Origin of the sequence: Clostridium sp. AM25-23AC, from assembly GCF_003435125.1 — a bacterium.
GTDB lineage: Bacteria > Bacillota > Clostridia > Lachnospirales > Lachnospiraceae > Pilosibacter > Pilosibacter fragilis.
Window position 1 is genome coordinate 84,955 of the sequence record NZ_QWGI01000006.1, and the last position, 20,600, is coordinate 105,554.

At 51.1% G+C, this 20,600-nt stretch carries 18 protein-coding genes; 13 read left to right on the forward strand and 5 right to left on the reverse strand.

The annotated features are described in order from the left end of the window. Positions 1-64 precede the first annotated feature (64 nt). The 3 genes from DW677_RS05460 to DW677_RS05470 form a co-directional block, all read right to left on the reverse strand. Positions 65-1,033 carry a D-2-hydroxyacid dehydrogenase gene (locus DW677_RS05460; RefSeq protein ID WP_117504164.1) on the reverse strand — a complete coding sequence of 323 codons (969 nt, stop codon included), beginning with the start codon at positions 1,031-1,033 and terminating at the stop codon, positions 65-67. 226 nt (positions 1,034-1,259) lie between these two features. Continuing rightward, a complete protein-coding gene (locus DW677_RS05465; RefSeq protein ID WP_117504166.1) occupies positions 1,260-2,399 on the reverse strand; it encodes a glycerate kinase in 1,140 nt (379 codons plus the stop codon). A gap of 451 nt (positions 2,400-2,850) precedes the next feature. Beyond that, the gene (locus DW677_RS05470; protein ID WP_117504167.1) at positions 2,851-4,296 is read right to left on the reverse strand and encodes an amidohydrolase; all 1,446 of its coding nucleotides are present in this window, start codon (positions 4,294-4,296) and stop codon (positions 2,851-2,853) included. A 324-nt stretch (positions 4,297-4,620) separates the two neighbouring features. Between DW677_RS05470 and DW677_RS05475 the strand changes: the two genes are divergently transcribed. From DW677_RS05475 to DW677_RS05485, 3 genes are all read left to right on the forward strand, one after another. Beyond that, positions 4,621-5,325 (forward strand): response regulator transcription factor, encoded by a 705-nt coding sequence (locus DW677_RS05475; RefSeq protein WP_015553345.1) that lies wholly within the window; start codon positions 4,621-4,623, stop codon positions 5,323-5,325. Beyond that, complete coding sequence (locus DW677_RS05480) at positions 5,322-6,767, forward strand: HAMP domain-containing sensor histidine kinase (protein WP_165859942.1); 1,446 nt, start codon at positions 5,322-5,324, stop codon at positions 6,765-6,767. Before DW677_RS05475 ends, DW677_RS05480 begins: the two co-directional genes overlap by 4 nt. Positions 6,768-6,968: 201 nt before the next feature. Further along, the gene (locus tag DW677_RS05485; protein WP_015553347.1) at positions 6,969-7,412 is read left to right on the forward strand and encodes a hypothetical protein; all 444 of its coding nucleotides are present in this window, start codon (positions 6,969-6,971) and stop codon (positions 7,410-7,412) included. A gap of 130 nt (positions 7,413-7,542) precedes the next feature. On the opposite strand, the gene DW677_RS05490 is transcribed toward DW677_RS05485, so the two are convergent. Further along, on the reverse strand, positions 7,543-8,271 hold the full coding sequence (locus DW677_RS05490; RefSeq protein WP_117566634.1) for a phosphatase: 729 nt from the start codon (positions 8,269-8,271) through the stop codon (positions 7,543-7,545). A gap of 306 nt (positions 8,272-8,577) precedes the next feature. Between DW677_RS05490 and DW677_RS05495 the strand changes: the two genes are divergently transcribed. The 8 genes from DW677_RS05495 to DW677_RS05525 all read left to right on the forward strand — a co-directional run bounded on the left by DW677_RS05495 (position 8,578) and on the right by DW677_RS05525 (position 15,398). Continuing rightward, on the forward strand, positions 8,578-9,474 hold the full coding sequence (locus DW677_RS05495) for a S1 RNA-binding domain-containing protein (protein ID WP_015553349.1): 897 nt from the start codon (positions 8,578-8,580) through the stop codon (positions 9,472-9,474). Between the two features lie 68 nt (positions 9,475-9,542). Next, positions 9,543-10,262, forward strand: a complete 720-nt coding sequence (locus DW677_RS05500) for a GTP pyrophosphokinase family protein (protein WP_117483783.1) — start codon at positions 9,543-9,545, stop codon at positions 10,260-10,262. A gap of 109 nt (positions 10,263-10,371) precedes the next feature. Continuing rightward, positions 10,372-10,827 (forward strand): D-aminoacyl-tRNA deacylase, encoded by a 456-nt coding sequence (dtd, locus tag DW677_RS05505; RefSeq protein WP_015553351.1) that lies wholly within the window; start codon positions 10,372-10,374, stop codon positions 10,825-10,827. Between the two features lie 141 nt (positions 10,828-10,968). Further along, entirely contained in the window at positions 10,969-12,360 is a 1,392-nt protein-coding gene (locus tag DW677_RS05510; RefSeq protein WP_117566635.1) for an aminopeptidase, read from the forward strand. Between the two features lie 302 nt (positions 12,361-12,662). Beyond that, positions 12,663-13,850, forward strand: a complete 1,188-nt coding sequence (tig, locus tag DW677_RS05515) for a trigger factor (protein ID WP_181968305.1) — start codon at positions 12,663-12,665, stop codon at positions 13,848-13,850. Positions 13,851-13,860: 10 nt separating this feature from the next. Further along, positions 13,861-14,652, forward strand: coding sequence for an HAD family hydrolase (locus tag DW677_RS05520; RefSeq protein WP_015553354.1), 792 nt, complete (start codon positions 13,861-13,863; stop codon positions 14,650-14,652). A 408-nt stretch (positions 14,653-15,060) separates the two neighbouring features. After that, positions 15,061-15,207, forward strand: coding sequence for a hypothetical protein (locus DW677_RS18255; RefSeq protein ID WP_015553355.1), 147 nt, complete (start codon positions 15,061-15,063; stop codon positions 15,205-15,207). Next, positions 15,207-15,398, forward strand: coding sequence for a hypothetical protein (locus tag DW677_RS05525; protein WP_117469206.1), 192 nt, complete (start codon positions 15,207-15,209; stop codon positions 15,396-15,398). Before DW677_RS18255 ends, DW677_RS05525 begins: the two co-directional genes overlap by 1 nt. Before the next feature lie 128 nt (positions 15,399-15,526). Here the strand turns inward: DW677_RS05525 and DW677_RS05530 are convergent, their stop codons facing one another. Further along, positions 15,527-16,849 (reverse strand): cell wall-binding protein, encoded by a 1,323-nt coding sequence (locus DW677_RS05530; RefSeq protein WP_117566637.1) that lies wholly within the window; start codon positions 16,847-16,849, stop codon positions 15,527-15,529. A 499-nt stretch (positions 16,850-17,348) separates the two neighbouring features. Between DW677_RS05530 and DW677_RS05535 the strand changes: the two genes are divergently transcribed. Both DW677_RS05535 and DW677_RS05540 read left to right on the forward strand, forming a co-directional pair. Further along, the gene (locus DW677_RS05535; protein ID WP_117566638.1) at positions 17,349-19,325 is read left to right on the forward strand and encodes a thiamine pyrophosphate-binding protein; all 1,977 of its coding nucleotides are present in this window, start codon (positions 17,349-17,351) and stop codon (positions 19,323-19,325) included. A gap of 157 nt (positions 19,326-19,482) precedes the next feature. After that, positions 19,483-20,436, forward strand: coding sequence for an NAD(P)-dependent oxidoreductase (locus DW677_RS05540; RefSeq protein ID WP_117504181.1), 954 nt, complete (start codon positions 19,483-19,485; stop codon positions 20,434-20,436). Positions 20,437-20,600 lie beyond the last annotated feature (164 nt).

Consider the following 20,600-nt stretch of genomic DNA (forward strand, 5'->3'; position numbering starts at 1 on the left):
AGGAAATTCCAGATAATTTCCTGTGACACAGTGGCGCTAAAAAGCCTGATATGCCCAGTCAAAATTATTTCATGTTCACTACATGAACCGGTTTTCCGTTTAAGAACGCCCGGATATTCTCCACAGTGCAGTCCATGATCCGCCTGCGGCTTTCCTTCGGAGCCCATGAAATATGCGGGGTGATGATGCAGTTTGGAGCTTTTAAGAGCGGGTTGTCAGCCTTGATCGGCTCAGTGGAAACGACATCGAGACCGGCGGCAGCGACTTTGCCGGAAGCAAGCGCTTCTACGAGGTCCACCTCGTTGACAAGCTGCCCGCGGGCATTGTTCAGAAGAATCACGCCGTCCTTCATTTTCGCGATATTTTCCCGGTTGATGAGTCCTGCGTTTTCCGGTGTCAGATTGCAGTGCAGGGAGATCACGTCAGCCTTCGCGAAAAGCTCATCCTGGGTAACGTAATCCGCGATCGCGCGGCCGGATTCATTCGGGTAGAGGTCATAGGCGATGACGTTCATGCCGAGAGCTTTCGCGATGCGTCCCTCAGCCTGACCGATGCGCCCGAAGCCGATGATGCCCATGGTCTTTCCCTCCAGCTCGATCAGCGGATAGTCCCAGTAGCACCAGTCAATGCTTTCAGCCCATTTTCCTTCATGGACAGTCTTGTCATGGTGGCCGATGTGATGGCAGACCTCAAGGAGAAGAGCGATGGAGAACTGACTGACAGAGGCGGTTCCGTATGTCGGAACATTCACAACAGGAATTCCCTTTTCAGCGGCGTAGTTATAGTCGATGACATTGTAGCCGGTGGCGAGAGCCGCGATCAGCTTGATACGCGGACACTTGTCGATGGTCTCACGGGAGATCGGGGTCTTATTTGTGATGATAATCTCGGCATCACCGATACGTTCAGTGATCAGAGGTGATTCTGTGAAGGAAGTTCTGTCATAGACGGTGAGGTCACCGAATTCTTTTAACGCGTCCCAGCTTAAATCGCCCGGGTTTTCTGTATATCCATCTAAAACTACAAGCTTCATATATAATCGTCTCCTTTTTTGAAAAAATTGTGGGCAGATAAAACACAGAAGCAGATAAAACACAGAAGAGTATCCGCCAAAAGGCTCAGAAAGTGAAAATATAAGTTTCATGCACCTGATTTGAGGCTGATAAAAATTTTGAGTCCCCAATTCCCGGTAGTCTTTCTCGGTCATGAAGTGCCTACAGGTTATAAAAACCATCGAAAGAAATCAAAGACCGCTATATTTATCTTAAATTTCCAATTTGAAACAGTCTAAGCACATTCTCAGCAGTATTCAGCAGATTCTCCTCCGCATGACTCATCACATCCTCCAACGACATGACGCCCGGAACCGTGTCGAAGATCGCATCGATCCCGAAATTATAAAGCGTTTCGCATCCGTCGCCTTTCGCCCCGGCGATGGCAACCACCGGCACATTCCGGACTTTTTTGGCGCGTTCAGCGACACCGACAGGAACTTTTCCCAGCGCGGACTGGAAGTCAATCCGTCCTTCGCCCGTAATTACAAGGTCCGCCTGCTTCACATGCTCATCGAAATCCGTGAGATCCAGAACCAGGTCGATTCCCGAGCAGATCGTCACCGGGAAATACGGGAGAATTCCGCAGAGCAGGCCGCCTGCCGCTCCGCTCCCGTCGGTGTCGGCGGCAGCGCAGTGGAGTTTATCCTTCAAAACTGCGGCATAGTGAGCGAGCGCCGCGTCAAGAATCTTCACCTGCTCCTCATCAGCCCCTTTCTGAGGTCCGAACACGGCAGCTGCTCCGAGGGCTCCGCAAAGGTGATTTTTTACATCGCAGGCAACCAAAAACTTGCATCCGGCGGCTTCCCTCAAAAGCCCATCCGTGGAGATCGAGGCAAGTTCCCTTAAGTGGACACCGCCTGGTTCCAGTTCCTTCCCATCCTTATCGAGAAACGAGATTCCAAGGGCGCCTGCCAGCCCGGCGCCGCCGTCGGTGGTGGCGCTTCCGCCGAGACCTAAGATGATCTTTTTAACTCTATGTTCCAGGGCGTGACGGATCAGCTCGCCCGTTCCAAAGGTGGACGCGTGCAGGGCATCCCGCTCCTCAGGTTTTAATAAGGTAAGTCCGGACGCCGCAGCGGTCTCGATCACGGCGCTGCCGTCCGGGAGAAGTCCATACTCGGCGGTTATTGGGCGCCCCAAAGGATCATGGGCAGGAACGCTGACTTTTGTTCCTCTCATGGCAGCAACCAAGGCATCAACGGTTCCCTCTCCGCCGTCAGCGACAGGAATCTTTGTGATGGTCACATCCGGGATTACATTTTTTGCGGCACGTTCAATGGTATCGGTCACTTGTCTGGCAGAGCAGCTTCCTTTAAAGGAATCTGCGGCGATCAGTATGTTCATGTTCCATTCCTCCCTTGTATACACAGTAGAACCACTGTATTGAGTGGCTGATAAAGCATGGATTTTAAGTCGAGAGCTTATACTTTCCGGTTAGTTCCGTATAGGAACAGGCTATTGAAATATTATCATTATAACAGAAAATCAGGATACGAACATGTACCCTGATCAACTTACTGAAAAATATCGTTACAGTTCAGCCATTACATCTTCTTGTTTTCATATTCATGAAAACAAGAAGCTTGGTGGTTCCACCATATGCTGATTTGGATGAAAAAGTGCTTATGCAAGCAAGCTTGCAACACACTTTCTCATTCAAACCAGCGCATGGCTGAACTGTAACAAAATATCCGTTTTTTGTATGAAAGACTGAACTCACACAGACATGATTTTACAGATAAAGCAGTTTCAAATTGTGAAAGATGGAGTCTGCGGAGAACCGTGAATCGACGGTTTAGTATGTATCTAACGGCGGCTCAACAGAATCCGGCAGCGGGCAGGTATAGTGTCCACCGTTTCTCTTGTGGAGTTCTTTCTTTGCGGCTTCGATCACATCCGGGCGGTCCATGGTGCGGATGCAGGAGAGAGCCAGGACTTTTGCTGCGGTCAGGAGTCCCTTGTGGGCTAACGGGCTGCAGGACTGGGCAACCATCTGCCAGGAGTGTCCGACATTTCCGATACATGCGGTGGCAATATTGATATTTAAGGTAGGGGCGGCGTATCCGACATCACCCACATCTGTAGAGCCGGCGGTCAGCTTGATCTTATCCGGGTTGAACGGGTGGATCTCGGAATCCAGCGGCCTTTCAAGAATCTCCTCTAAGCGGTCTTCCCCGTAAGTCTCAATGATCTGGGATTTGATGTTTTCCAGGGTGGTCGCCGGGTAGGTATTTAAGAATTCCTTTGCCATCCTGTAATCCGCGTCATCCCATTTCGGAGCGCCGACTTCCTGTAAACACTCGTCCGCAACCGCCGCCAGGGCGTTGTTTGGAAGATATTCGGTGAACGCCATGGAAAGCTCGCACTCAAAGGTGGTATCGGTCATGATGGATGCGCCGCGGGCAACATTTTTTACGCGCTCGAAGAGCTCTTTTACCTGGTAGACCCACGGAGAGCGGACCTCATAGCGGATCGTCGCGTGATCCTGTACGACGTTCGGGGCGGTTCCGCCGGCATCGATGTAAGCGTAGTGGATTCTCGCTTCCGGGATCATGTGCTCTCTCAGGTAGTTGCAGCCCACGTTCATGAGTTCAACGGCGTCCAGGGCACTTCTTCCGAGGTATGGGGTTGCGCCTGCGTGGGACGCAACACCCTTAAAATAGAAGTTTGCGCCCATGATGGCGTTGCTGTGATTGCACTCGACGGCGTTCTTTGTTGCCGGGTGCCAGGAGTATACGAAATCGACATCGTCGAACATGCCTGCGCGGGCCATGAACTGCTTGGAACCTGCGCCTTCTTCAGCCGGGCAGCCGAAGTAGATGATGGTTCCGTCCTTCTTGTTGGCGATCAGGTATTCCCTGACAGCCAGGGCAGCGGCGAGAGCGCCGGTACCGAGCGCGCAGTGGCCGCAGCCATGTCCCGGAGCGCCTTCCTTTAAAGGTTCCTTGTGCGGGTCAGCGGCCTTCTGGCTTAAGGAAGACAGGGCATCATACTCGCCGAGGATTCCCATGACAGGTTTTCCTGTTCCGTAGGAAAAGGTTCCGGTAAAGCAGGTCGGGATTCCGGCATCGCCTTCCGTCAAGGCAAAGCCCTCTTCTTTTAAGATTGATTTTAACAGGGCAGCCGATTTTGTCTCATGGAACGCCAGCTCGGCATACTCCCAGATCTTATCGTTGGCATCCAGGATCTTCGCGGATTTTTCGTCGATCACGCGGGTGAGAAATTCCAGGTCTTTATTCATGTGAGATTCCGTCCTTTCTGAAAATGTTGGATGGCGAGTGGGAAAAACATTTCTTTCGCACTGCGCTGTGATATAGAGTTAGTTTACAACAGTTTGCTGAAAAGTACAATGGAAAAAGGAGTCTTGCGGAAAATTTTCTGCGAAGTTTTGTCCTCTGTTCCGGGCGGTCGTGCGGCAATTCTGCGGCAGGTATTTACCATGCAAGGAAAGGCATGGTATAATGGGCGTTAACAAAGAAGCTAAAACTCGGGAACGCAGACTGCCGAAAGGCGGCGGAATGGGCTGCGCATTCTGGCAGATAATAGAAATACAGGAGGGAAAATTATGCCAAAGCTGATCTATGTGGCGGATGATGAAAAAAACATTTGTTTTCTGATAGAAAATTTCCTGGAAAAAGAGGGATATGAGGTGGAGTGCTTCGGGGATGGCGAGTCCCTTCTTGACGCGTTCCAGAAAAAAGCGCCGGATCTCTGCATCCTCGATATCATGATGCCGGGGATGGATGGCCTCACGGTCTGCACCCAGATCCGGAAGACGAGCCATGTTCCGATCATCATTGTCTCTGCAAAGGATTCCCCGTTAGACCGGATCACCGGAATCACTCTCGGAAGCGACGATTACATGGTAAAACCGTTCCTGCCGCTGGAACTTGTGACGAGAGTCAAGGCGTTATTCCGCCGCGTGGACACATTCTCCGGACAGGAGGAAGAGGCGAAGGATTCCTATGAGATCGGGGATATCAAGCTCTACCCGAAGCGCCGTGCCGCGAAGTTAAAGGACGAAGATTTTGCCCTGACACCGCTGGAATTCGACTTCCTGTGCCATATGCTGGAGCGCCAGGAACATGCGGCGAGCCGTGATGACCTGTTAAAATCTCTCTGGAAGGTGGACAGCAGGGAAGTTGACACCCGCGCCGTGGATGACATGGTGAAGCGTCTCAGGAAGAAACTGAAGGACCAGAAGAGCACCGTGAAGATCGAGACCGTATGGGGCTACGGATTCCGCCTGACGAGTGGAGGAGAGGCATGAAATTAAGTATCCGGATGAAGATATTCCTTCCGGTGATGCTTCTTCTGATCGCGTTCCCGGTTGCGGCGTGGTTCGTGTTCAGCTATGCGCTGGACGGACATATGAACTACAACGCGAAGCGTGACCTGGGGCAGATGGTGAAGACGGTGGAGGAATTGGCGGACGAGTACAGGAACCTGGACGTGCCGGACGAGACAAATGCGCAGGATGACAGGAGAAGTCTCCTAAATGCCCTGCGGAACGCGGCCCAGACGGAGTCCGGGGAGTCGAAGATGCTGGTGATCGGAAACAAGTACCGGGTGCTGTATCCGAAAAACTATGATGACCAGCCGGAGATGACCCAGATGTACTCGGAGTTCCTGACGAGAATGACCGGAAATGATCCGGCGTTCGAGAGCGGGGAGATCACGGAGGAGACCATCGGTGACACAAAATATATGCTCTATTTCCTGGATGTGGGTCAGAATCGGCCCGGTCATGTCCAGAATGTGCTCTTATACTGTCCGATCCACGATACCAGCGTGATCTTAAATGAGGTGTCGAGACTGGTGTTCATGATCATGGGAGCGATGGCGGGCGTGTCCATTGTGCTGTTCTGGTTCGTCGCGGGAAGTATTTCGACTCCGGTGAGCCGTCTCTGCGAAGCAGCCCGGGGAATCGGTGAGAAGAAGTTTAAGAAAGTCGAGACCGGAACCAACGTAAAGGAGCTCTACGAGCTGGAAAATGAGATCAACCAGATGCAGGATAACCTCTTAAAGGCGGACGAGGCGGAGCGTGTGTTTTTCCAGAACGCGTCCCATGAGCTCAGAACGCCGCTTATGTCCATCAGCGGTTATGCCCAGGGAATCCAGAGAGGTGTCTTTGAGGACGTCTCTCAGGCAGCAGGCGTGATCCTGGACGAGAGCAGCCGCCTGACGGAAGTTGTTGACGGGATCCTGACGTTGACGAGAATGGACCAGATGCGGTACCAGGTTGTGCCGGTGGAGATGGGGATCCGGGAGTACATCGAGGACCAGATCGAGCGCCTCGAGGGACTTGCGTACCAGAAAAAAATAAAATTGGAATTTTTGCCGGGGGATGAGCATAAGATTATCTCGGATGTGATGCTTTTAGGCCGGGCGTTCTCGAATGTGACATCAAACTGTATCCGCTACGCTAAGGAGATGGTCTGGATCTCAGTGGAGGAGAACGGGGAGCAGCTAAAGATCACGATCCGGGACGACGGGCCGGGAATCCTAGAAGACGATCTTCCTCATCTGTTCGATCGCTTTTATAAAGGGAAGAACGGAAATCACGGGCTGGGGCTTTCCATCGCAAAACGCTCCATGGAGTACATGGGAGGCGATATTGCGGCAAAAGCCTCGCCGGAAGGTGCCATATTTACGATCATACTGCCGCAGGATTGCCGCAGCTTTGCCGTAGAAGAATGGACAGAAGTGTGATAAGATGATAACAGTTCAGAGAGTGGACTTGTAAGTGTGATAAGCAGACATTTGCAGATATTCTTTGAATGAACGGAACATGGAAAATATCCACCTATTGAATAAAAAGTAAAATCGGGTGGGTTTCAGATGTTTTAGTATCTCGGGAGCACGAAAGTGTCAAGAGATTGATTATCAGCTTGCAATGAGGAGGACACGAAGATGAAGAGGATTTTATTTTTATTCGGTCTTCTGGTATGTCTTGCGGGAATGCCGTTGACAGCTTTTGCGGATAATAAGACTGCGAAGCAGACGTATGAGACGGCGATCTCGGACAACTGGAAAACGATGTTAAAGAACAGTATTGCACTGGATACGATCAACGCGGAGAACAACACCCACCTTTTAAACTGGCAGGATGTAAAGAACCCGTCGGACGAGGCGGTAAAGCTTGTGGAGAAGATCCGGAAGCTCCAGGCAGAGCAGGAAGAGGATCAGGAGAGCATGGACCCGTACACAAAGGCGAAGAAGACCTGTGACGAGAAGTTAAATGCGGACGGCGCGAATGCGGCGCTGGAGAATATTATCCGGATCCAGAAAGACCGTCTGAGCGATCAGAAGGAACTGCAGGCACTGTGGGCGAAGGTCGACAAACTGCTGAAGTAATTCTGGAATGATTTTTACGAAAGAGGAAACGGCTGTGAAGTGAAATAAAACTTCGCAGCCGTTTTTTGTGCTGTCAGACAGCTGAAATATGCTGCCAGCAGTAAAGGCAAGCCCCCTTTTATCAGATGATTCAACCCTGGAAGTCAGCTAAATCCGGAATATATTCCTTTAGGATCTCCGGATGATAGTTTGCGATCAGTTCCTCCGGAAAGTTTAACTCCTTTAAGAGGGCCTCCGCCCGTCCATGTTCCCCGACAGCCGTCGTAAAGTGGGCATCGCTGTTCATGATAACCGGAACCTTGTATTTCGCACAGAGCGGAAGAATGATCCGGTCATTTTCGTATGCGTGGATGCGGGATCCGCCCGGGGTCAGGGATGTGTTGTTGAGCTCGATCATCCGGTGGTGCTCCTTTGCGGTCTTCACTACCGCCTCGTAGTCCAGCGGGAATTTTCCGTCATCCGGGTGTCCAAGGATCGTGACATATGGATTTTTTAATGCTGTGACGACAGCGAAGGTGTTTTCTTCCCTTGTTCCCGGCTTTAAGCAGAGGTCATGGAGACTGGCAACGGTGTAGGATAACCGCTTTAACATCTTTTCCGACAGGTCGATGGTTCCTTTATAATCTACGATATTTAACTCACAGCCGAATAAAAGGCGGACGCCCTCCAAGACCGGCGGGATCACTTTGAAGTTACAAAACTGCATCTCCCCACAGCTTCCGGGCATGGATGGGGTGTGCTCGGTGATGCCGAGGATCGGCAGGTCCTTTAAAGCGGCGGCATGGACCATCTCCGTGATGGTTCCATAGGCATGTCCGCTGGCGATGGTATGGGTATGCAGGTCAGCATAATCTTTCATGGTGAGTGCCTCCAAAATATATACTATGCGTTACTGCTCACGCTTTGCGCAAACAGTAACTGATTTTGCCGATGCTTCGCATTCCAGATCGGCAAAATCCACTACCGCCACTGTATTGTACGGAATTTTCAGCTCAGAAAACTCCTACCCGTGTACAGTAATTACTATGCACATTTTATCATGATTTTTTTGTGAAAACTATGGCAAATATTCACAGAATATGGTTAAATAGAGAAAGGAATTACTATTCATAATTATGCCGTCCGACGGCGTAAGGGCAGATGGTGAGAAAAGGAGAGATGACATATGGAATCCATGGACGATTACAAAGAGGAGCTGGAAGCCTCCCTTAAAAAAATTAGAGTTGGCGATGTTGTGACAGGTACCGTGATCGATGTGACAGATGACGCGGTGATCGTGGACTTGAAGGCTTACGCGGACGGCGTGATCCGCAAGGACGACCTGAGCGAAGATCCTGATTTCAACATGGCAGAGATGATCCATCCGGGCGACGAGATCACAGCCACCGTGATGGCGACAAACGACGGCGAGGGAAATATGGTCCTCTCAAAGAAGGAAGCAAATCAGGTCCTCGCGTGGGATAAGCTGAAAAATATGATGGAAGAGCGCACCGTTGTCCCGGTAAAGATCGCAGAGATCGTAAACGCCGGCGCCGTTGCGTACCTGGAAGGAATCCGCGGATTTATTCCGGCTTCCCGCCTGAGCGACGAGTATGTGGAAGACTTAAAGGAATTCGACGGAAAGACCATCGAGGTAACCGTTATCACCGCCGACGAGGAGACACACCGCCTCGTATTATCCGGCCGCGAGGCAGCCAGAGAGAAGAAACAGGAAGAGACAAACAAAAAAATTGCAAAATGCGAAGTCGGCGCTGTCATGAAGGGTACCGTCGAGACCTTAAAGGACTACGGCGCATTTGTAGAGCTTGAGAACGGACTTACCGGTCTCCTCCATATCTCCCAGATCAGCACAAAGAGGATCAAACATCCGGGCGCTGTTCTGAAAGAGGGACAGGAAGTACGTGTAAAAATTATCTCCACCGCAAACAACAAGATCAGTCTGTCTATGAAGGAGCTGATCGAGGAGGAAGAGGAGAGAGAAGCTGAGGACACCTACGGATATAAGGAAGAAGGTCAGGCAAGCACAGGTCTTGCGGATCTCTTAAAGGGTCTGAAGCTGTAGCAGAGAACGCGTGAAGACATGGTCGCATGGACGGAACGTTCCCGGCTGCAAAGAAAGGGGGCGTCAGCATGACGAAAGAGTCTGGAGGCTTTGATCAGATCGATCAGTGGAAATCAACAATGTTTTTATACAGCTCCGCGTTAAAATCCATCAACACGAAGATCGAGATCTTAAACAATGAATTTATCCAGTTATACAATTACAATCCGATCGAACATATCACTTCCCGGTTGAAGACACCGGAGAGCATCGTGAAAAAGCTGAAGAACGATGGATGTGAAGTCACGATTGAAAACATGGTGGAGCACTTAAATGATATCGCGGGAATCAGGATCATCTGTTCCTTTATGTCCGATATTTATCCGATTGCGGATATGATCGCAAGACAGGCGGATATCACGGTCCTGCATGTTAAGGACTACATTAAATATCCGAAGACGAACGGATATAAGAGCTACCATATGGTAGTGACGATCCCGGTCTATCTGTCGGAAGGAAAGCGGGACACGAAGGTCGAGATCCAGATCCGGACTATCGCCATGGACTTCTGGGCATCCCTAGAGCACAAGATCGCTTATAAATTTGAAGGAAAAGCGCCGGATTATCTGGAGCGGGAGTTGAAGTCCTGTGCCGATATGGTGGATATGCTGGACATGAAGATGTTCTCCTTAAACCAGGCGATCATGGCGGTCGAGGAGGAAGAGCGGCGTGTTGAGGAAGAAAAGCGCCGCGAGCGGGAAAAGGCAGAAAAAAGACAGGAAGAACTTGCAGGAAACGGTCCAACGTAGGCCGTTTCCGCTCTTGTTAAGACAGGGAATTCCAGCAGCGAAAATATAAAATTTGTGGGCGGATCTGCCGGTACGGAAAATGGAGTGCAGGCAGAGCGCCGGAGGAAACATGAGAGTCGTATTACAGAGAGTAAAACACGCGTCGGTCCATGTGGACGGACAGGAGACGGGATCCATCGGACAGGGATTCCTGATCCTTCTCGGCGTCTCCGACACGGATGACGAGAGCATTGCGGACAAGATGGCGGACAAGATCTGCAAGCTCCGCATTTTTGAGGATGAGAACGGAAAGACGAACCGCTCGCTCCAGGATGTGGACGGCGAGATCCTTGTTGTGAGCCAGTTTACGCTGTACGCGGACTGCAGAAAGGGCAACCGCCCAAGCTTTACTGACGCTGGAGCGCCGGATCATGCGAACCGCCTCTATGAATATTTTATGGAGCGGTGCAGGATGCATGTGGAGAAGGTGGCACATGGGGAGTTTGGGGCAGATATGAAGGTGGACCTGCTAAACGATGGTCCATTTACACTGATGCTCGACAGTAAAGATCTGCTTACAAAGTAAGAGATAAGACACGACAGCTGCATGCAGGAATTGGAACATGTGTCCAGGTCGAAAATGGTTTCCATAAAACAGACTGATTCGGACCAGGCAGCGTGAGTGAGTTGTTATAATTCATAAAATACACATACGGAGGTTTTTAGCATGAACGGCAAAGATCTGGAAAAAGCACTTCTCTGGGAAGCTCCGCACATCGGAGAAAAAGCGCCGGAACAGATTCCGGAGGCGCAGAATTTCTGCGAGGGATACAAGACATTCTTAAATGAGGGAAAGACCGAGAGAGAATGTGTGAAAAAAGCGGTATCGCTCTTAACGAACGCCGGATACAAGGAATTTGACCCGAAGGCGTCCTACAAGCCGGGCGACAAGATCTACTGGGTAAACCGAAAGAAAGCGATCATCGCTTCCACCATCGGAACAAAGGATCTGAACGAGGGATTGCGCATGAACGGCGCCCATATCGATTCCCCGCGCCTGGACTTAAAGCCGAACCCATTATTTGAAAAGGACGAGATCGCCTACTTAAAGCCGCACTACTACGGCGGAATCCGCAAATATCAGTGGGGCACTGTGCCGTTATCCATGCACGGCGTTGTTATGAAGGCGGACGGAGAGACTGTTGAGGTCTCCATCGGCGAGAAAGAAGGCGACCCGCAGTTCTGCGTGACAGACCTTCTCCCGCACCTTGCGGCAGAGCAGAACGGAAGAAAGCTCGGCGAGGGCTTAAAGGGCGAGGAGCTGAACATCATCATCGGCTCCATCCCGTACCATGACGAGGAGAACGATAAGATCAAGAATCCGGCGAAGCTCCTTGCGATGAAGTTATTGAATGACCGCTACGGAATCACGGAGAAGGATTTCACCCGTGCGGAGATCGAGATGGTTCCGGCATACAAGGCCGTTGATATCGGACTGGACCGCGGCCTCATCGGTTCCTATGGACAGGATGACCGTGTGTGCGCGTATACAGCGCTGATGGCGGAGATTGCTGCGGAGAACCCGGAGCACACCACATTCACGATCCTTACAGATAAGGAAGAGATCGGTTCCGTCGGAAATACGGGACTTCACTCCGACTACGTCCACCATGCGGTTGAGGACCTTGCAGAGAGCTTTGGGGCGGACACAAAGACGGTTCTGCGCCATTCCATCTGCCTCTCCTCCGATGTAAACGCGGCATATGATCCGACGTTCGCAAGCGTTTACGAGAACAGAAATTCCAGCTATGTAAACAAAGGCTGTGTGCTCACAAAGTACACAGGCGCGAGAGGAAAATCCGGCAGCAGTGATGCCAGCGCGGAGACTATGGCAAAGGTCATCGGTATCATGGAAGAGAATGGCGTTTACTGGCAGACTGGCGAACTCGGAGCCGTTGACGCGGGCGGCGGCGGAACCATCGCCCAGTTTGTGGCGATGATGGATGTGGATGTCGTGGATCTCGGTGTTCCGATCCTTTCCATGCATGCGCCGTTTGAGCTGGCTTCGAAGCTTGATGTGTACAATACATATAAGGCGTTTTGTGCGTTCTACAAATAAGAGATAGTAAAAAGCATCCTGGCGGGATCATGATGATATGATCCTTACAGGATGCTTTTTGATTTTCTCTTAAAATGATGTTGAGGTCAAAAAGTCTTTTGACCTCTCTGATACCAAGATCCAAAATCCTCCTGCAAGCAAGCTTGCGGCGGACTTCAGACCTTTGGACACTAATATCTTAAAATTCTGTGAACACCCTTTTTTTTCGCGTGGCGGTATGTTAGAATAAATATCACGCGCGGGTGACCCGGAAAATGGGCGGTGCGCGGGGAAATTGAGACAGAATGGAAGGAAACAAGAATATGAAAAAAATTATAAAAGCAGGTATCTGCGTTGCTGTAGCTGCAGTGATTGCAACAGGATGCGGAAATAAGAATCAGAATGCTGAGAGCAGCTCCGCGGCTGTAGAGGAGACAGCATCCGCGCCAACTGAGACTGAGACAAAATCTGAGGAAGAACTTCACGACGAGGAGAGCGTCACTCTCGGAGATTACAAGAACCTGACCTTCTCCGCAAAGGAAGAGGAAGTTACTGACGCCAAGATCGAGACAAGATTAAAAGAACTCTGCGCGGAGTACCCGGTAACCATCGAGGGACGCCCGGCTCAGGAAGGTGACACCGCAAATATCGACTATTCCGGCACAAAGGATGGCAAGGCATTTGCAAACGGAACCGAAAAGGGCTTTGACCTGAAGCTTGGCAGCGGCACATTTATCGACGGCTTTGAGGACGGCGTCATCGGCATGAATGTCGGAGATGAGAAAGACTTAAACTTAAAATTCCCGGACAACTACGGCAGCGCTGACCTCGCAGGTCAGGAAGTCGTCTTCCATGTAAAATTAAACCAGTTAAAATCTGAGGCCGACAGCAAGGTGGATGATGATCTCGCAAAACGTTACTACAACGACGATACAGCGACTCTTGACCAGTTAAAAGAGGAAGTACGTGCGGAGCTTCAGGCAGAGGCTGACAGCCAGTTCTTCAACGCGGCAGGAAGTGAGCTCTTAAACGAGGTCATCAACAACTCCGAGGTTACAGCTGACCCGGATGCCGTTGATGATATGTTCAACCAGTTAAAGAACACATATTCCAGCTATGCAAGCAGCTATGGACTTGAGTTCGATCAGTTCCTCAGCATGTTCCTGGGAACGGACGAGGACGGACTCCGCGACACAGCAGAGAACCTTGTAAAACAGCAGATCATTTTAAACGCGATCCAGGCAGAGGAGAACCTTTCTGCGACAGATGAACAGAAAGATAAGCTCGCTGTTATGAACTACTTCAAGAACGCGGCGCAGATGATCACGACCTACGGCGAGGATTCCGCAAAGCAGATTTTCGACATGGGCGCTGTTTACTACTACCTGATCGACAACTCCACATATGTAGAGGCACCGGAGACAGAAGCCGAGACAACAGAGGCTGAGAATATTCTTGAAGAGAAAGAGACTGCTGCGGAGGAGAGCGAGAGCAGTTCCGCAGCAAACTAATACGGAGATCATGAAGAGAAAAGCATTATTTTTTGATATCGATGGGACGCTCCTGGTGGATGCGTCGAAGGAGCTCCCGAAGAGTGCGGCGCTTGCTTTAACAGAGGCGCGCCGCGCCGGACACCTGGTTTTCATCAACTCCGGGAGGACGAGATGTCTGATGAAGGATGTTGAGGGGAAAGTACCGGTGGACGGTTACCTCTGCGGCTGTGGAACCTACATAGAGGCGGAGGGAAAAGCCCTGCTCCACAGAAAAATCTCCGCAAAACGCCGTTGGGAGCTCCAAAAGGCGATCCTCGAGTGTAAACTTGACGGAATCTTAGAGGGACCGAAGGCATGTACGGTGCAGACCGGTGTCTCCCACATGGACGAGATCGAGCATGTGAAAAATGTGGTCTACAAGAACCAGGGCTTGGCCAGCGCGGACTGGAATACGGAGCTGGTGGATTTTGATAAGTTCTGTGTTCTTGCGGACGAGAACAGTGACGAGGAAGGTTTTTTAAAGATCCTGGCACCGGACGTGACCGCCATCGACCGGGGACACGGACTCTACGAGTGCGTGCCGACGGGGTACGATAAGGCGACGGCGATGGAAGTGATCTTAAAGAGATATGGGATCGCGAGGGAAGATTCCTATGCCTTTGGGGACAGCATGAACGATCTGGCGATGATCCGGTATGCCGGAAACAGCATTATTATGGAGAAACATGCGAAGGGGCTTGAGCCCTACGCAACTTTCATCACCAAAGATGTCGAAGACGACGGGATCGCCTGGGCGTTTGAGCAGCTTCATATCATATAAGAGAAAATCTGGCGGCAGTCTTGCTTTTTTTGGTGGGACTGCCGCTTTTTTATGTAACAGGAAATTCCGAGGAATTCCCTGTTACATAAAAAGGCACTAACGTGCCAAAGATGCGCACTCGCGCGAAGATGTAGATTGTCGCAAGCGACCGCGCGAGGCGCGAGAATGTGCCAAGGCACATTCTTTTTTATATTGATTTCGCTGTTGCACGAGGTCTGCCGTTTGTGGGCAGCAGGAGTCTTGCGGCGCAGAACTTTGTCCATGCATATCGTGTGTCCTTCGAACCGTGTCGAAACTTGCGTTCAAAAACCACTTTTCAATTGCCGGAAAATGTATTATATATTTAAGTAAAAGGAAGTGGACGCAGGAAAGGGCGGCTGCTGACGAGGCGTAAGGGGGACGAAAACAATGAGCATGGAGAGACATTGCAAAAATGCTCTGGAAGAAGAAAACCAAAGGCTTCGCGAAGAGAACGACAGGCTGATGGACATTGTGGTACAGATGAAATGCACACTGAACCGCCTGGTGAAAGAGTATATTACGGAAAGTAAATAGTGAGGAAAGGCAGCGCAGGCGAGTATCACTGGGAGAAGATCAGCGGAAGATGGCAGTTCATCGATGGAAGGTGGTATTATCTGAATCCTGTCTCCGACGGAACCAGAGGAATTATGTGCGCAAGGAAGAGAACTCCGGACGGCTGGCTTGTAAAAGAGGACGGCAGTTGGGATGAAGAAGCAGGAAGATAAAAGGATAATTACAGTATAGAGATAAAAGGTGCCGGACTCTGAGCGAGAGAGTCCGGCACCTTTGCAATTATGCATTTTGTAAGAGTCCCAGAGGACTCAAACTTTATCTATGGTGTGGATGGTCAGCGTTACTGCACGATTCCGGCCGTATCCACGGTCCAGATTTTGCCGTTCGCGTCTTTGATGTCCTTATATCCGCGCCCTAACTCCGGCTTCTCGGAGGAAGTGGAGGAAGCGGATGCTTTCTGCACGTTTCCGGCGGTCCCTACGAGGTAGGTCACACCGTTTAAGACGGCCGGTGCATATCTCTGGTCGGCGGTGGCGTCCTGTCTTTTTCCGTAGACGTAGAGGATGCCGTCGCGGAGCCCGTGGTAGCCCTGTCCTTTCTTGTCACCGTCGGTGTGGAAAAACCAGTTCTCGGTCTCACCGGTCTCCTCGTTGTAGATCGCCTGTTTTCCGGTCTTTACGATACCGTCCTCACCGAAGTAAAAGTTTGCGATCTCATCGTTCGCCACGTTCGCGATCTGTCTGCCTGTCTGCATGATTCCCAGGTCACTGAACGCATACTTTTTCGCGTTGATGGTGAACAGGGAATTTCCCTTTTTATCGGAAACATACGGCTTTCCGGCCTTAAAGTAGAAGGTGTAGACCTCATCTGCAGCGTGGATCCCGGAAATGCCCTCGATGGAGCGGAAACCTTCGGCGCGCTTTCCGTCCCCGGCTGCTCCGTAGTACTGGTAGTCGGTGATCTTCGGGGATGCGGCGTTGCTGTCTGTTACGTCAGACTTGGACGGCATCAGGACCCAGCCCGTCTGCATCTTTCCGTCGATGAAGGTGTAGTAGCTTCCGTCGATCTTCTTATCGTACTGGGTGGTCACCATCTTGCCGTCGGAATTGAAGTAGTACCAGCTCTCGGAAGCGCCTGGTGCGTGGCCGTTTTCCTCTAAACGGATCCAGCCGGTCCGCATGAAACCGTCTTTTTCTGTTCCGAGGTAGTAGGTCGCCCCGTCAATCTCCGTCTTTCCTGTTGCCATATGGCCGGATTCATCGAAATAGTACCATTTGGAGTCGAATTTCACCCACTTGGAGATAGCAGACTTCCCGTCCTTCTCAAAGTAGTACCAGAAGGCATCCGGTGTCTCCGGGGAGTCCGGATCTTCCTCATTCTTTAACTCCACCCATGCGTTTGTGACCATCTTTCCTTCGTCATCCACATAGTACTCGTCGATCTTCGCGTTTTTTACGATCTGTCCATCTTCACCGAGATAGAACCAGTCTTCTCCACGCTTTCTCCAGGCATCGGTGGTGAGGTACCCGTCCTCATCGTAGTAGACCTTTGCGTCACCTTCTGTCACCCAGCCGTAGGATGCCGCATAGACCGGCAGGCCGGAGACCATCATCATAAATGCTGCCGCGGATAAGACCGCAGCGATCTTTGTCTGTTTTTTCATAATCGTTTTCTCTCCTTTTTGATATGAAAATTGAAATGTTTTGCCGTGGTGTTTTCGTTTACGGGCTGATTATAACAGGCTGTGGAGGCCGAATTCCAGTGTAGGTTCCTGGCATATCTGGAACGCCGTGGAAAGCATTTCATGGGATGGAAAATGCGGAAAATTAAGGCGGAGAGTGCCGCCGGGGAGGACCTGCGAAAACCGTAACTGTTCAGTACCTTCACAGTTACATGCAAAAATCCATTCCAAATCGGCTACGCCGATGGGATTTTTGCCTTTTAGCCTAGGTTTTCTTACGGTCAGCGCAGCAAGTGCGCAGACCTACTGAACAGTTACTGAAAACCTTACAAAAATATGATCTACTGGACTGTATGCGGTCCGCATGGTATAATCTAGAAAGGTATATTTGGTACAAATTCAGCCATGCACCCAGGTAAAGGAAAACGAGAAGAGTTGTAGGGTTGAATTTGTCGATTTGAGAGAGGAGAAGGTTTCACTTATGAGAATGAAGGTTTCTGATTATATTGCCCAGAAGCTGGTAGACGAGGGCATCACCGACGCGTTTATGGTGACGGGCGGAGGCGCGATGCACCTGGATGACGGGCTTGGACACCAGCCGGGACTTCACTGTTATTTTAACCATCACGAGCAGGCCTGTGCCATCGCGGCTGAGGCCTACGCGAGGATCCATAACAAGATCGCGGCTCTCTGCGTGACAACAGGTCCTGGTGGAACAAACGCGATCACCGGAGTAGTCGGCGGATGGCTCGACTCGATCCCGATGCTCGTTTTATCCGGACAGGTCCGCTATGACACGACCGCCCACAGCACAGGACTGGGGATCCGTGCGATGGGGGATCAGGAATTCGAGATCACAAAAGCGATCGACTGCATGACAAAGTACAGCGAGATGGTGCTGGACCCGATGCGGATCCGTTTCTGTCTGGAGAAATCACTTTATCTGGCGCAGACAGGAAGACCGGGACCGTGCTGGCTCGATATTCCGTTGAATGTTCAGGGGGCATACATTGAGACGGAAGCGCTTCTCGGATTTGATAAGGACGATTACGAAGCAGGCGGAACCGGCTGGTCCGGTCACGGAACCGGATGTTCCGGATGTACGATCTGCATGATGAATAAAGTTGAAGGGAAACCGGCAATGATCCCGTCCGATGTGAGCGGACAGGGCGAAAAACGTGTGAAACTGCCGGATCCTGTGACGGTAGAGCAGGCGAGAGAAATCTTAAAGAAGGTCCGCGAGGCGAAGCGCCCGGTGATCAACGCCGGAAACGGAATCCGAATCGGAAAGGCATTCGATGTATTCGCGAGAGTCGTAAAGAAGCTTGGAATCCCGGTTGTCACTGGCTGGAACAGCATCGACTGCATGTATGACACAGACCCGCTCTATGTGGGACGTGCCGGACATATGGGTGACCGTGCCGGAAACTTTGCAGTACAGAACAGCGATCTCTTATTGTCGTTGGGAAGCCGTCTCTCGATCCGTCAGGTGGGCTATAACTACCCGACCTGGGCGAGAGAGGCCTATGTGATCTACAATGATATCGACGCCGAGGAGTTAAAGAAACCGACGGTCCATGTTGACATGCCGGTCCATGCGGATGTCAAGGATCTTCTCGAGAAGCTGGAGCTCGTCCTCGACGAGGAAGAGTTCGATCCGAACGGCGGAGCAAAGGACAAAGAAGCCGTAGACTGGTGGATCAGACGATGTCAGGAATGGAAAGAAAAATATCCGGTCGTTCTTCCGAAACACTATGAGGCTGGAGATGACGAGCCAGCAAATGTTTACGCGGCGATCAAGGAGATCAGCAGGCGCGGCGAGGAAGATCAGATCACCGTTGTGGGAAATGGCTCCGCGTGCGTGGTAGGCGGACATGCCTATGAGATGAAGAAAGGACAGCGGTTCATCAGCAACTCTGCCATCGCGTCCATGGGCTACGACCTTCCGGCAGCTATCGGTGCCTGGGTCGCAGACCATACAAAGGACATCATCCTTGTGACAGGTGACGGAAGTATCCAGATGAATCTTCAGGAGCTCCAGACCATCGTTCACCATCATATGGGAATCAAGATCTTCCTGATCAACAACGGTGGTTACCACTCCATCCGCCAGACCCAGAAGACCCACTTCCATGAGCCGCTAGTGGGAATCGGCGTGGACAGCCACGACTTAAGCTTCCCGAGCATGGAGAAGCTTGCGTGGGCATATGGTTATCCGTATGTGGCAGCCCACCACAACAGCGAGCTCGGCGAGGCGGTGGAGAAGACACTTGCCATGGAGGGTCCGGTGATCTGTGAGATCTTCGTGGATATGAAACAGGGCTTCGAGCCGAAGGCAGCCGCAAAGATGCTGCCGGACGGAACTATGGTATCCGTGCCGCTGGAGGATCTGGCTCCGTTCCTTCCGGAGGAAGAGCTGAAGGAAAATATGATTATTCCGTTAGTAGAGAATAAATAAGAAGGTTCAGTGTGCCTGGGACATGGAACTTAGAAGAAAATGCAAGATGGTTCAGAAAATTCCTACCCGTATACAGTAACATCATGTACAATATACTGGCAATCGGGAATAAGATGGATGATTGATCAGCGTTAAATGAGGAAAGGGGCAGCAGAATATGAATATCATCATGACAGGTTCGACGAGCTTTGTCGGCGCGGCAACGGTGCGGGAACTCTTACGGAGAGGGCACACGGTGACCGCCATTGTGCGCCCCAAATCCTCAAAACTTGATACGATCCTTGAGGGAAATGAGGAGGCACTTTTATCCGGGCGTCTTCTCGTGACGGAAAATGATCTTTCCGAGCCGGAAAAACTTTTAGAAAAAGTGACAAAACCGCAGGACGTGTTCTGCCATTTCGGCTGGGGAGGATCCGGGAGCGTGTCAAGAACGGACAAGGCGCTTCAGGAGAAGAATATGGAGATCTCTCTGGAGACGATTCGGACGGCGAAAGCCCTAGGCTGTAAAAAGTTCCTGTTCTCCGGCTCCCAGGCGGAGTACGGAATGCACCAGGATCTGATCACGGAGGACGCGGTCTGCGAGCCGAAATCCCTGTATGGAGAGGCGAAGCTTGCCATGCGGGAAAAGGGAGAAAAACTCTGTGATGAACTGGGACTGCGGTACATTCACGCCAGGATCTTCAGCGCCTACGGCCCCGGGGACCACCCGTGGACGTTAGTGGAGTCCTGTTTGGACATATTCTTAAGTAATAAGGAAATGTCTCTGGGGGCATGTACCCAGAAGTGGAATTTCCTCTATATCGACGATCTGGCTAGAGGGATGGCGGCACTCTGCGAAGCCCCGGAAAGTGCGTTTGAGGGACTTGAAAATCCTGTATTTAACTTCGGCGGTGCTGAGACAAAGGTATTAAAGGAATTTGTGGAGGAGATCCACGAACTCTGCGGCGGACAGGGCGAGAGCCAATACAACACCCGCGGGGAGAACGCCGAAGGTCTGATCAATCTGATGCCGTCCATCGAAAAGCTGGAGACGGTGACGGGATGGAAGCCAGAGGTCGATTTCAAGACCGGAATTACAAGGATGATCGCGCTCAGAAAGAGAACCATTTAACTGAACGAGAAAGCAATTCTGGGGTGGCAGAGAGGGCAGCAATCAGTTGAAAATGCAGACCGATCACAGATTGGGAAAAAATGCCGCGAAATACGTCGAGTATTGACAAAACAGAAAAAATGGTTACAATGATAAAAGTTAAAGACTAGGCAACAATTTAGAAA

Bases quoted from the DNA above. Each gene is read 5' to 3' on its own strand.
- DW677_RS05460 (WP_117504164.1), bottom strand. From the start codon at position 1,033: ATGAAGCTTGTAGTTTTAGATGGATATACAGAAAACCCGGGCGATTTA.
- DW677_RS05465 (WP_117504166.1), bottom strand. From the start codon at position 2,399: ATGAACATACTGATCGCCGCAGATTCCTTTAAAGGAAGCTGCTCTGCC.
- DW677_RS05470 (WP_117504167.1), bottom strand. From the start codon at position 4,296: ATGAATAAAGACCTGGAATTTCTCACCCGCGTGATCGACGAAAAATCC.
- DW677_RS05475 (WP_015553345.1), top strand. From the start codon at position 4,621: ATGCCAAAGCTGATCTATGTGGCGGATGATGAAAAAAACATTTGTTTT.
- DW677_RS05480 (WP_165859942.1), top strand. From the start codon at position 5,322: ATGAAATTAAGTATCCGGATGAAGATATTCCTTCCGGTGATGCTTCTT.
- DW677_RS05485 (WP_015553347.1), top strand. From the start codon at position 6,969: ATGAAGAGGATTTTATTTTTATTCGGTCTTCTGGTATGTCTTGCGGGA.
- DW677_RS05490 (WP_117566634.1), bottom strand. From the start codon at position 8,271: ATGAAAGATTATGCTGACCTGCATACCCATACCATCGCCAGCGGACAT.
- DW677_RS05495 (WP_015553349.1), top strand. From the start codon at position 8,578: ATGGAATCCATGGACGATTACAAAGAGGAGCTGGAAGCCTCCCTTAAA.
- DW677_RS05500 (WP_117483783.1), top strand. From the start codon at position 9,543: ATGACGAAAGAGTCTGGAGGCTTTGATCAGATCGATCAGTGGAAATCA.
- dtd (WP_015553351.1), top strand. From the start codon at position 10,372: ATGAGAGTCGTATTACAGAGAGTAAAACACGCGTCGGTCCATGTGGAC.
- DW677_RS05510 (WP_117566635.1), top strand. From the start codon at position 10,969: ATGAACGGCAAAGATCTGGAAAAAGCACTTCTCTGGGAAGCTCCGCAC.
- tig (WP_181968305.1), top strand. From the start codon at position 12,663: ATGAAAAAAATTATAAAAGCAGGTATCTGCGTTGCTGTAGCTGCAGTG.
- DW677_RS05520 (WP_015553354.1), top strand. From the start codon at position 13,861: ATGAAGAGAAAAGCATTATTTTTTGATATCGATGGGACGCTCCTGGTG.
- DW677_RS18255 (WP_015553355.1), top strand. From the start codon at position 15,061: ATGAGCATGGAGAGACATTGCAAAAATGCTCTGGAAGAAGAAAACCAA.
- DW677_RS05530 (WP_117566637.1), bottom strand. From the start codon at position 16,849: ATGAAAAAACAGACAAAGATCGCTGCGGTCTTATCCGCGGCAGCATTT.
- DW677_RS05535 (WP_117566638.1), top strand. From the start codon at position 17,349: ATGAGAATGAAGGTTTCTGATTATATTGCCCAGAAGCTGGTAGACGAG.
- DW677_RS05540 (WP_117504181.1), top strand. From the start codon at position 19,483: ATGAATATCATCATGACAGGTTCGACGAGCTTTGTCGGCGCGGCAACG.